We start from the raw sequence: 11,935 nt of genomic DNA, 5'->3' as shown, positions 1-11,935 counted from the left end.
GGCTGCGTTCAGCAACCGGACAGAGCACTGACCAGCGGGGCCGCGGCTTCCATGTCGCGGCCCTGTATCACGATGTAGCTGATCCCGAACCGCTCGCGCTGCTCCAGGATCTTCTCCGCCATCTCGGACACGCTGCCCACCAGCACGTTGGGCAGCGTGGCCAGTGTCTCGGGCGGCATCCCCAGCCGCCGGCTCAGGCCGTCGAGGACGGTGTGCGGGCGGGGGGTGACCCAGAAGATGCCGACGCCGACCTGGAGTTCGATCTCCGGGAACCGCTCGCCGGCGCCTTCGCGTACCCACGCCAGCTTCCGTTCCGTCCCCTCCGGGGTGATGTCGTGCACCCGGGCCTCCCCGGCGCGCAGGTCGTGGTGCACGCCGACGATGTCGGCATGCCGGCCCGCGAGCCGCAGGATGCGCGGAGAGCCGCCGCCCACCAGGATCGGCACCTTCGCCTGGGCGGGTTCCGGTGCCCCCTCGAAGCCGGACACCCGGTAGTGCTTGCCCGTGAAGTCGGCCTTGCCCTCGTCCAGAACGCCCCGCACGATCTGCACGGACTCCTCCAGCCGCTCCACGCGGGTGGCGGCCGGGTCAAAGGGCAGATCCACGGCGTCGTACTCCGCGCGCATCCAGCCCGCGCCCATACCGAGCTCCAGCCGCCCGTCGCTGAGCAGGTCGAGCGTCGCGGCCTCCTGCGCGAGCATCACCGGGTGACGGAAGTCGTTGCACAGCACGAGGGTGCCCAGGCGGAGCGTGGAGGTCGCGTCCGCCGCGGCCATCAGAGCCGGCATGGGGGCGAGCTGCCCGCCACCGAAGTGGTCGGGCAGCACGAAGGAGGAGAAGCCGAGCGCTTCCGCCCGCCGGGCGGCCTCCACCCACTCGTCCCGCGTTCTCGCCCCGATGAACTGGATCCCGAACCGGAACCTCATGCCGTCCTCGACAGGATGTCGTGCATCCTCCCGCCGAAGAACCTGGCCTCCTTGGCCTGGTCCACCGGCTCCTCCTCCAGGAGCTTGCGGAAGTCCGACGTGGGCGTCGAGGAGCCCTCTGGGTGCGGGAAGTCGGACGAGAAGACCACGCAGTCGTCGAGTTCCTCGATGGCCCGCTGGACCCGGTCGCCGGGCTGCGCTACCACCAGGACCTGACGCCTGAAGTACTCGCTCGGCTTCAGCGGAAGGGACCAGCGGCCGGTGATGTTGCGCAGGATCGGCAGGGTCAGCAGGTAGTCCAGCGCCCCCACCCAGTTCGGCGCCCAGCCGGTCGCCTGGTACTCCTGGAGCGTCAGATGGAAGTTGGGGTAGCGCTCGAAGACACCCGCGGCGATCAGTGCGGCCGACACCATCTGCGGGGTCGCGGCCGAGATGGAGGCCAGCACATAGCCGACGTCCTTCAGCTCCTGACGGCCCGTCTGGTACCAGCCGGGAGCCACCTGGGGGCCGCCCAGGAAACCGAAGTGCAGCACGCCGATCATGCCGAGCTCGTCGGCGGCCGCCCAGATCGGCTCGAAGTCGGAGTGGGCGACCGACTTCCCGGCGGGCGGGCGGCCCGGTATCAGGAAGGCGCGGGCCCCGAGCTCCCGGGTGCGGCGCAGCTCGGCCACGCACCACTCCACGTTCTCCCACCACAGCAGCGTGGTGGTGAGCATGCGGTCGGTGTGCCCCTGCACGCAGCCCGCGGCCCAGTCGTTGTAGGCGCGGATGACCCGCGGCACGTCCTCGGGCCCGAGATACTCCCTGACCCGGTCGACGGTGACCAGGGCGGAAGCCGGATTGATGATCTGCGCGTCGATCTCGTTCTTGTCCATCCAGGCCAGCCGTTCGGAGGCCAGATAGCCGCCGAAGGGGTACGCCATCCCGCGGAACCGGCTCTCGTTGGCCGCCGCGGCCGCTTCCTTGAGGGTCGGGAAGCCGGCGAAGAAGCTCTGCGACTGCTGGATGGACGCGGTGAGCCGTTCCGCGTCCACGGCGAGCCGGTCGGCGGGTGCCGCGTCCGAGAAGAACCCGAACAGGTCCTGCGTTGACGTCCGGAAATACCAACGTGGTTCGATGCGCGACGCCAGCTGCTCGTCGGCCTCCACCAGCCAGTCCGGGGGCTCCTGGAAGTGGCTGTCCACATCGATGATCACGGTCATGGTGCTCCCTCAGGTGAGGCTCGTGGAGAGTTCGGCGATCGTCGGGTAGTCGAATATGGCCCGGACGTCGAGATCGACGTCGAGCTCGGTGGCGATCTGCTCGACGATCTCGGTGGCCAGCAACGAGTGCCCGCCCAGGTCGAAGAAGTTGTCGTACACGCCGACCGTGTCGAGGTTGAGCACCTCGCCCCAGATCCGGGCGATCTTCTCCTCGGTGGCGTTGCGCGGGCCGACGAAGTCCGTTCCCGTGTCCGGCCGCTCGGTGTGCGGGTCGGGGAGCTGGGCGTGGTCGACCTTGCCGTTGGCGTTCTTCGGCAGGCTGGTCAGCGGGTGGTAGACGGCGGGGATCATCCAGTCGGGCAGCGTGGCACCGAGGTGCTCGCGGAGCTCCGACTCGGTGGGCTCGTGACCGGGCGCGGAGACGACGTAGGCGACGAGACGCGCGGCACCGCTGGAGTCCTCGCCGGCCACCACGGCCGCCTCGCGGACGAACGGATGCGCGAGCAGACGCGTCTCGATCTCGCCGCACTCGACACGGAAGCCGCGGATCTTCACCTGGCGGTCGGCGCGTCCCTCGAAGGCCAGTGTCCCGTCGGCGTTCCAGTGCCCGAGGTCGCCGGTGGCGTACATGCGGGCGCCTGGCACGGGGGAGAAGGGGTCCGGCAGGAACTTCTCCGCGGTCAGTGCCGCCCGGTTCAGATAGCCGCGGGCCAGTCCGACGCCGCTGAGGTGGATCTCGCCGGTCGTGCCGGGCCGCACGGGGGCACCCGACTCGTCGAGGATGTGGACCTCGGTGCCGTCGACCGGCACACCGAGCGACGGGGAGCCCTCGGCGCCCGCGGGGACCGGGCCGGCGCTGCCGATCACGCTGTATTCGGTGGGCCCGTAGTGGTTGTGGACCTCGAAGGAGAGTCCGGTCGGCGGGTGCTGGGCCAGCCGGTCGGATCCCGTCAGCAGGATCCGCAGCTTGACCTGCTGGGCGTACGGGCTGTCGTAGAGGCGTTCCGCCAGCAGCGGCGGGAGGAACGCCACGGTGACGGCCTGCTCGGCGAGCCAGGCGAGCGTCGAGTCCGGGTCCTGCTTGACCGTCTCCGGCGCGGCGACCAGGGTCGCGCCACCGGCCAGCGCGCTCCACGTCTCCCAGCAGATGGCGTCGAAGGCGACCCGGGCGAGCAGGGCGCACCGGTCGTCGCCGGTGATCCGGTGGGTATGGACGTGCCACCGCGCCAGGTTGACGATGCCCTGGTGGGGCACGAGGACACCCTTCGGCCGGCCCGTGGAGCCCGAGGTGTAGATCACGTACGCGCAGTGCTCGCCGCTCAGTTCGGCCGGCGGCGGACCCTGGCGCTCCAGGGCGGCACCCTCCTTCTCGGCGGCGTGCACGTCCAGCACGCGGCTCGCGGCGGTCTCCGGCCAGTCCGAGACGACGCCGGGCTCGGAGAGGACCACGGCCGCACCGGCGTTCTCGATCGTGTAGGCCAGGCGCTCACCGGGGTCGGCGGGGTCCAGGGCGAGATACGCGCCGCCGGCCTTGAGCACGGCCAGGTGGGACACGACGAGTTCCACACCGCGCTGCAGACAGACGCCGACCACCGACTCGGGGCCGACGCCCCGGTCCCGCAGCACCCAGGCCAACTGGTCCGCGCGGGCGTCCAGTTCCGCATAGGTGACGCGGTCGTCGCCCGCTTCCACGGCGATGGCGCCGGGAGCCGCCGTGGCCTGCTCGGCCACCAGCTCGTGCAGCAGGCGGCCGGCCGGTACGGCTTCCTGGGGGAGGGTCATGACTGCTGATTCCTTTCCGCCATGGTGGTGTCCTTGGAATGCCCCGTGCGTAGGGCTTCCTCGCAGATGTCGATCACCGAGCCCATGAACTTGGCCATCCAGGAGGACTCGTTGACGATGGGCTCACGCAGGATTTCGGGGTGCTCCTCGAGAAAACGCAGGGCATCTGCCTGGCTCAGCGCGTCCTCGGCCAGCTGTTCATAACCGGCGGCGCGCCGCTCGTACACCTCCCGGGATTCCCGGGCACCCGTCCGCTGGTGCGGAACCTGCTGGCCGAAGAGCAGTACGTCGTGTCCGAAGGCACCGAAGTTGACGGTGCCGCCGACGCTCAGATCGGAGGTGGAATAGGTGAGCGCGCCCAGTTCACCGAAACGCGCCACGAGTTTCTCCACCCCGGAGATGTCGGTGTCCCTGCGGCAGGCCCGCCAGAATGCGGTGTCCCGGCGTGTGTTGAAGCGGTAGTGGACGGAGAGGAACCACCGGATGAAGTCCCAGGTGTCGGAGATGGCCCCGTTCACCGCTTCGGTCGTCTTCGGCGTCAGCCTTCCGCCGCTCTCGGCCAGGGCCATGGCGAGCAGCAGTGACTGACGGCAGATGACGAACAGACCGGTGGATTCCAGAGGTTCGACGAAACCGTAGGAGTTCCCGATCGCCGCTACGTTTCCCTTGACGAACTCGTCGTGCCGGCCGGAGCGGAAACGCACCTTGCGCACCGGTCCGAGGCCGGGGTACACCCGCCGGAACTCCGCCTCGGCGTCCTCGTCCGACACGAAGGCCGAGGAGTAGACGTAACCGTGGTGGTCCTCGTCCCGCATGGGGATGGTCCAGGCCCAGCCGTTGTCCATGGTCTGCGCCCGGGTGTAGGGCTTGATGGTCCCGTCGTGCCCGGCCGTGCCGAACAGCGCGCTGTCGGTGAAGAGGGTGGAGGCGTACGACAGGAACTCGGAGCCCATGGTCTTCTCCAGGAGCAGCGACTTGAAGCCGGTGCAGTCGATGAAGAAGTCGAACCCGTGCCGCCGGCCCTCCGTGTCGACGACCGAGGTGACGAGGCCGTCGTCCCCCTGCTCTACCTCGGCCACGGTGCAGTCGACATGGGTGATGTCCCGGGCCCACGCCATCTCGTGCAGATAGGCGAGGAACCGCTTGTTGTCGATGTGGTAGCCGAACGGGTACAGCGCCTCCAGGGAGAACGGGGGCTGGCTGCCGGAGCGGACGACGAGATGGCGGTGTTCCGTCATGAGCACCGACTCGAGCGTGCTGCGCCTGATGTGCCCGTCGTACTCCTGGGACTCGGCGGCCGTGCCGGTGTCGAACGAGTAGTTGAAGAAGTGGTCCTCGTCCGTGCCGCCCCAGTTGAAACGGATACCGAGCTTATAGGTCGGGCGCACCTTCCGGTAGAAGTCCTCGATGTCGAAACCCAGCACCTTGTAGAGGAAGGGCGGGAATTCCGACGTGGTGGCCTCACCGACGCCGATGACCGGAATGCTGGAGGATTCCAGCAGACTGATCTCGGTGTCCGGGAGATGGGCTCGCAGGGTCAGCGCCGCCAGATATCCGGCGCTGCCTCCGCCGATCACGCCTATGGTGCGAATCGCCTTGCCTTCGGACATGCCGGTCAGACCTCCTCGGTGATGGGCTGCTGGGTGAGGTGCGCGGCCAGAACGCTCAGGATGCGAGCGGTGCTCTGGTGGAGGTAGAAGTGTCCGCCGCGCATGACGTGCAGGGTGAACTCGCGTCCCGCGTAAGGCCGCCACAGTTCCAGTTCGGCCGGCCTGACGAAGCGGTCGACCGAGCCGCCGAATACATGCAGCGGACATTCCAGAGGCGGCTCTTCGGCATGTCGGTAGCTGCTCACGGAAGCGAAGTCGGCGCGCAGCACTGGCAGGATTTCCCGGATCAGATCGGGCTGTGATTCCGGACCATTCGAAAAAGCGTAGGAGAGCCCGTTCAGAAAATCCAGAATGGCCTTGTCCGGGACACCGTCCAGAGCGCGCGGCTGCAGAGTGTGGGGCGCGGGGAACGAGGAGACCGCCAGCGTGGCCGGCAGCGGCAGGCCGTCGCGCCGCGCCCGCCGGGCCAGCGCGAAAGCGATCAGCGAACCCGCGCTGTGGCCGAAGAGCGCGTACGGGCGGCCGGCGACGGCCCGGGCAACGGCCCCGGCGGTCGATGACTCGAGCTCGTCGAAGTCGGTGAGGAAGGGTTCCCCCGCCCTCTCCTCGCGACCCGGGAGCTGAACGGCCATCAGTTCCAGCTCGGCGGGCAGGGAGCGGGCCCAGCGGCGGAAGGACTGGGCGCCGCCCCCAGCATGCGGGAGGCAGACGACCACCGGCGCGGTCGGCCGCTCGGGACCGAGGCGCAGCAACCGGACCTCAGACATCCCGGCCTCCCGCCACCGTGCCGGCCGTGGACTGCGCGGGGGCCGGACGCCCGGCCCCGGAGGCGGACCGCGCGGACCGCGGTCGCGGCCACCACGATCGCTCCCCGAGGTCCATCAGCAGGGCTGGCAGCAGCAGAGGCCGGACGACGAACCCGTCCAGGAGCACCCCGAGGGCCACCACGAGAGCGACCTGGACGATGCCCACCAGCGGGATCAGCCCGAGCGCGGCGAACAGGGCGGCGACGACGAGGGCGGCACCCGTGATCGCCGGGACGGTGGCGGCGACCGCCCGCACCGTGCCGGCCGACCGGCCCAGGCGGACGGACTCCTCCTCGACGCGGGTCAGGAGGAAGACACCGGAGCCGACGGTGAACGTCACCAGGTAGGCCAGGGAGTGCAGCGCCAGCGTTCCCTCCTGTCCCGAGAACCCGAAGAGGGGGCGGTTGAGGGCGACCGAGACGCCCAGTGCCGCGGTGTACGTGAGGAACACCGTCGAGATCAGCACCACGGGCGCGACCACGGCCCTAAACAGCAGGCCGAGGAGCACCGCCATGGCGAGCAGCATCAGCGGGACGACGACCTTCCGGTCCCGACTCTCCGCGTCGGCCGTATCGAGGGCGACCGCGTCGGGGCCGCCGACGGTGGCGGACGCGACGTGGAGAGCGCCGAGTGTGTCGCGCACACGTGTCACAGTGCGCAGGGCGGCCGGGCTCGCGGGCGGTGAGGTCGGCACGGCGGTGATCAAGGACAGATCGCCCGTCCGTGCTGCGCGCCCCGCCTGCGTCAGGCCGTTGTCGGCGCGTAGGGCGGCGAGCACTCGCTCTTCGGCGGCCGACCGCACGACGACGGTCACCGGTGACGCACTGCCCGCGGGGAGCTCCCGGGCGAGCAGCTGCTGGCCAACGACGGCCTGGGGCTCGCCGGCGAACGTGTCGTCGGTGCTCAGTCCGGTGCGGGACGCGAACAGTCCCACCGACAGCGCGGCGAGTACGACGGCCGTGACCGCCCAGACCCTCCGAGGCCGGCCGCCGACCCGCTCGCACAGCCGGCCCCAGAAGCCGGCATCGGCCTTTGCCGCGTCCCCGAACCGCGGTGCGAGAGGCCAGAGGATCCAGCGACCGAAGACCAGCAGGACGGCGGGCAGCAACGTCATGGCCGCGGCGAGCCCGCACAGCACCGCCACTGCGCCGACCGGACCGAGTCCGCGGGTCGTCCGCAGATCCGCGGCCATCAGGCAGAGCAGGCCGCCGACCACCGGGACCGCGCTCACGACGGCGGCACGGCCAGCACGGGGCAACGCGGCGCTCATCGCCTCGTGCTTGTCGGCGTGCCCGCGCAGCTCCTCGCGGTACCGGGAGACGAGCGGCAGGGCATAGCCGGTCGAGACGCACACGGTGAGCACGGTGAGCAGCCCCTGCGACAGCGTCGTGTATGTGAGTCCAGTCGCCCTGCCGAGTAGATAGACCGCGCCCTCAGCGACCGCCAGGGCGACGCCGCCGACCGCCAGGGTGACGGCCCACAGCCAGGGGCTGCGATGGGCGACGATCAGGACCAGCACCAGGAGCAGCAGGGCGGCCAGGAAGAGCGTCGTGTTGACGTCGCTCATGATGTCGGCGTTGGCTGTCGTGTACCCCGCCTGACCGGTGACGGCCACCGCGAGCCCGCCGTCCCCACGGCCGACCAGGTGCTGGACCGCGCGCACGGAGTCGGCCACGTTCGCCGTCTCGTCGAAGCTCAGCGCGGTGCCGGGCACCGGGAGATCCACCCGGACGACGGCCGTCGTGCCGTCACGCGCGAAGGTGGCCTCGTGCACCTGCACCTTCTTCGTGATTTTCCGGCTGACGGCCGCTCGGTCGGCGTCGATCCGGGCCCGATCGGTATCGGTGAGAGCGGAGCCGCGTTGATAAATGATGAGCGCCGGTATTCGCTTGCTCTGAGGGAACTTCTGGTATTGTCGGTCGGCCTTGACGGATTCGGCCGAGTCGGGCAGGGCGCTGATAGCGCTGTTCTTCTGCAGCGTAAACATCTTGCTGCCCTGGGAACCCACCAGAACCAGCAGGAATAACCAAGTCAAGAGAACGAGCCACTTGGTTCGTCGTCCCGCCGATGTCCCAACGAACCGAGCAACTCCATTCACCACAATCGCTCCTTCGAATTGACCTCATACAGGGGCCGCGCCACGGTAGCTCCGGGCCCGGATCGGACTCAAGGAACGGTGAGGCGCGATACGCGACGCACTGAAGCCGTGTCCCGTCGACGGGACACGGCTGATGTCAAAGCAAAGCCTTGGTGACTTTCCGAAGGATCTCCGCGCCCCGGTCGAAGAGATAGAAGTGGTCCCCGGGGAAGAGGTCCAACGAAAACTCCGCCTCGGTGAGCGCCGCCCAGCCCCGCAGCTCCTCGGGGTCGGCGAACACGTCCGACTCTCCGGCGAACGCGTGGACGGGGCACTCCAGCGGCCGCTCCGGGCGCAGCCGGTACGTGCCAGCCAGGGAGAAGTCGGCCCGGAGTATGGGCAGAAACATCTGCAGAAAGCCCTGCTGGGAGAGGAGAGACCGGGGCACGTACTGACGTTCCAGCAGGAAGCGCAGCAGACTCTCGTCCGGCACGTCGTGCAGCGGGTCCGGTATGCGCACCTGTGGTGCCGGGTACCCCGAGACGCCCAGGCAGACGGGGCCGGGCAGCCCCTGGTGCCTGAGCAGAAGGGCCAGTTCGTAGGCGACGAGAGAACCCACACTGTGTCCAAGGAAGGCGAAGCGGCGGCCCTGGAGGATCTCGGCGAGCCCGTCCGCGGTTTCCTTCACCAGCGTTTCCACGTCGGGAATCAGCGGCTCGCGGATACGGGTCTCACGGCCGGGGAATCGCACCGCAAGTACCTCGACCTCCAAAGGGACGACGGTGCGCCAGCGCTGATAGGCGGACGGTCCGCTGCCGGCGTGCGGAAAGACCAGGAGAAGCGGCCGGTCGGGGCGGGAGGATCCGATCCGGGAAACCCATTTGCTGCTCATTCGTCAACTCCTTTTATGATTTCCCGTCAGGGATGTCGCGCGCGGCGGGTGTAGACGCGGTGGCGATTCTCCATGAGGAGGCGAACCAACGGGAGTCGTGAGGCCGCTGTGCCGTCGGCACGGTGTGGACGGAGGTCACGGGAACGGGTGATGGTGATGCCGGGCCCACGCCTTCGGCTCTCTGGCCACACGGGCGGGCGAGCCCCATTTCGCACAGGGAGGATTATTCGTGCTCGGGCTGAAATCCGTTGCCTTCGAAGACCTGGACAGGGTGAATCTGCTCGATCCCGCGCTGCACGCGACAGCCGATCTGGGGCCGTTGTGGAGCAAACTGCGGCAGGAGGCCCCGATATGGTGGCACCCCCCGCAGGGAAGTGTCACCGGATTCTGGGTCGTCACTCGGTACGCCGACGTGCTCGGCCTGCTGAAGAACCACGAGCGATTCACCGTCGGCCGCGGGAACATGCTCGCGACCCTGCTGCACGGCGGCGACACCGGCGCGGGGCGCATGGTCGCCGTCTCCGACGGCCGGTGGCACGCGGGGCTGCGCCGGCTCATGCTCTCGGGCATCGGTCCCAAGGTGCTCGACCTGGTCAAGGACCTCACCGAGGCCACGACGCGTGATCTCGTGAGCAGGGCGCTGGAGCGGGGCACCTGCGACTTCGCGCGTGACGTCGCGGCGCAGATCCCCCTGACCGTCATCTGTGAACTGCTCGGGGTGCCGCCCCAGGACCGGCCCCGCGTACTGGAGTTGACGAACAGGGCGATGCTGTCGGGTGACATCGAGGCACCCGACATCGAGATCCGTGTCGCCCGCAGCCAGATCCTGCAGTACTACGCGAACCTGGCCGCGGTGCGCGGCGGAGCGCCGGGCAGCGACATGGTAAGCCTGCTGGCCACCAGCGAGGTCGACGGGCGTCGGCTCACCAAGCAGGAAGTGCTGCTCAACTGCTACAACCTCATCGTCGGAGGGGACGAGACGGCCCGGCTCGCCATGAGCGGCGGGCTACTGGCACTGATGGAGAACCCGCAGCAGTGGGAACGGCTGCGCCGGGACCCCGCCCTGGTCGACCCGGCGACAGAGGAGATCCTGCGCTGGACCACACCGGCGTCGCACATCGGGCGGACCGCGCTGGCCGACGTGACACTGCACGGCGAGGTCATACGCGAGGGTGACGTTGTGACGATCTGGAACGTCTCAGCGAACCGGGATGAACACGCGTTCGCGGAGCCCGACGTCTTCGACATCGGGCGCTCACCGAACCGGCATCTCACCTTCGGTTACGGGCTCCACTTCTGCATCGGGGCGGTGCTGGCCCGGATGGAGCTGCGCACGATGCTGCGTGTTCTGCGGGAAAGGGTTGCCAAGGTGAAACTCCGGGGTGAGGTGCGACGCATCGAATCGAACTTCATCACGGGTGTGAGCAGCCTTCCTGTGGCGCTGGAGAAAGACCCGGCCGGCTGAAATCGTGCGGCTGAGGCGTGCCAGTACCGGCACGCCTCAACTCCCGTGACGGAGCAGCGAATCGGCGGCCAGGGTCAGGAAAAGCAGTGTGAGGTAGAGAATCGATGTGTGGAAAAGGCGCATGGTCTGCGGCTCGTGTCCGCTTCGCGCCGCCTTATGAAGGCCGTGCACCTGGAACAGGAACACGCCGCCGAGAGCCATGGACGAGACGCCGTAAAGGGGTGTGGTGGGAGCGAGCGGCCACACCGCGACGGACGACAGCACCATGAGCCAGCTGTGCACGACGCTCTCGGTCAGCACGCGTCGGGTCGACGCCACGACCGGCAGTACCGGAATACCGGCTCTAGCGTAGTCGTCCTGGTATTTGACGGCCAGCGCCCAGAAATGTGGCGGCTGCCAGAAGAAGACGACAAGGAAGAGCGACAGCGCGGTCCAGGAAAGGGAGCCGGTCGCGGCTGCCCAGGCGATCAGGACAGGGGCGGATCCACACACACCACCCCATAGCGTACTCTGCGGGGTACGACGCTTCAGTAGCAGGCTGTAGACCAGTGCGTAGTGACCGATTGCGCACAGGGCGAGCACCGCGGCCAGCGGATTGGCCAGGGCGAGGAAAATTCCGACGGAGATCAGACAGAGGGCGGTAGCGAAAAGCAGAGCCGCCCGCGGACCGACCTGATGGCGAGCCAGCGGACGATGCCTGGTGCGCTCCATCAACTGATCGACATCACGGTCTATTACGCAATTGAACGCACCCGCACTAGCCGCCGCGCAGGTGCCTCCCAAGGTAACGGCGAGGAAAGCGGTGATCGAGGGTATGCCACCGCTAGCTGCGAAGAGCGTAGGGACCGCCGAGATCAGCAGGAGCTCGACTATGCGCAGCTTGCAGAGGGATAGATAAGCGCCCACGATGTGCCGCACCGAGGGCGGCCCCGGGGTATCGGCAAGAATGCTTTTTCCGGTCTCGATCGTACTCAATTACACGGCCGCCTTTCGAGTGTTCGGTGTGGTCGGGACTGAGGGGCCATTGAGCATCCAACAGCATTCCCCGACCGTCTAGAGGGCGTCTGAAAAGCCTGTCAGTGAACCTCTTTCATCCTGAATAGTCGCAGGTCAAGAGGGTGTGGATGGCTTGGACGGCGGTGCCGATACGTCGGGTTGAACATCGGGCTCGCCGT

The 11,935-nt window shown here is 68.5% G+C and carries 9 protein-coding genes and 1 pseudogene; 1 reads left to right on the top strand and 9 read right to left on the bottom strand.

Annotation, left to right across the window (positions count from 1 at the left end):
- Positions 1–8 precede the first annotated feature (8 nt).
- From IH68_RS0147770 to IH68_RS0147740, 7 genes are all read right to left on the bottom strand, one after another.
- Entirely contained in the window at positions 9–926 is a 918-nt protein-coding gene (locus IH68_RS0147770) for a TIGR03621 family F420-dependent LLM class oxidoreductase (RefSeq protein ID WP_037886544.1), read from the bottom strand.
- A complete protein-coding gene (locus tag IH68_RS0147765; RefSeq protein WP_030949834.1) occupies positions 923–2,128 on the bottom strand; it encodes an amidohydrolase family protein in 1,206 nt (401 codons plus the stop codon). Before IH68_RS0147765 ends, IH68_RS0147770 begins: the two co-directional genes overlap by 4 nt.
- Positions 2,129–2,137: 9 nt before the next feature.
- The gene (locus IH68_RS0147760) at positions 2,138–3,910 is read right to left on the bottom strand and encodes a non-ribosomal peptide synthetase (protein ID WP_051834134.1); all 1,773 of its coding nucleotides are present in this window, start codon (positions 3,908–3,910) and stop codon (positions 2,138–2,140) included.
- Positions 3,907–5,520 (bottom strand): tryptophan halogenase family protein, encoded by a 1,614-nt coding sequence (locus IH68_RS0147755; RefSeq protein ID WP_030949830.1) that lies wholly within the window; start codon positions 5,518–5,520, stop codon positions 3,907–3,909. Before IH68_RS0147755 ends, IH68_RS0147760 begins: the two co-directional genes overlap by 4 nt.
- Positions 5,521–5,525: 5 nt before the next feature.
- Positions 5,526–6,287: a thioesterase II family protein gene (locus IH68_RS0147750; RefSeq protein ID WP_051834133.1), complete on the bottom strand. Its 762-nt coding sequence runs from the start codon at positions 6,285–6,287 to the stop codon at positions 5,526–5,528.
- Entirely contained in the window at positions 6,280–8,313 is a 2,034-nt protein-coding gene (locus IH68_RS0147745) for an MMPL family transporter (protein WP_159403879.1), read from the bottom strand. Before IH68_RS0147745 ends, IH68_RS0147750 begins: the two co-directional genes overlap by 8 nt.
- Positions 8,314–8,560: 247 nt before the next feature.
- Positions 8,561–9,295 (bottom strand): thioesterase II family protein, encoded by a 735-nt coding sequence (locus tag IH68_RS0147740; protein WP_051834131.1) that lies wholly within the window; start codon positions 9,293–9,295, stop codon positions 8,561–8,563.
- 229 nt (positions 9,296–9,524) lie between these two features.
- Here IH68_RS0147740 and IH68_RS0147735 point away from each other — a divergent pair, with 229 nt between their 5' ends.
- On the top strand, positions 9,525–10,760 hold the full coding sequence (locus IH68_RS0147735; RefSeq protein ID WP_051834130.1) for a cytochrome P450: 1,236 nt from the start codon (positions 9,525–9,527) through the stop codon (positions 10,758–10,760).
- A 36-nt stretch (positions 10,761–10,796) separates the two neighbouring features.
- On the opposite strand, the gene IH68_RS0147730 is transcribed toward IH68_RS0147735, so the two are convergent.
- Together IH68_RS0147730 and IH68_RS56020 are read right to left on the bottom strand one after the other, a co-directional pair.
- The gene (locus IH68_RS0147730) at positions 10,797–11,735 is read right to left on the bottom strand and encodes a heme o synthase (protein ID WP_030949819.1); all 939 of its coding nucleotides are present in this window, start codon (positions 11,733–11,735) and stop codon (positions 10,797–10,799) included.
- A 115-nt stretch (positions 11,736–11,850) separates the two neighbouring features.
- Positions 11,851–11,935, bottom strand: a pseudogene (locus IH68_RS56020) (IS5/IS1182 family transposase); the annotation flags it as partial.

This window comes from Streptomyces sp. NRRL S-646 (assembly GCF_000720765.1).
Taxonomy (GTDB): domain Bacteria; phylum Actinomycetota; class Actinomycetes; order Streptomycetales; family Streptomycetaceae; genus Streptomyces.
The sequence above is the reverse complement of the archived record's forward strand: the minus strand, read 5'-3'. Positions and strand labels throughout refer to the sequence as shown.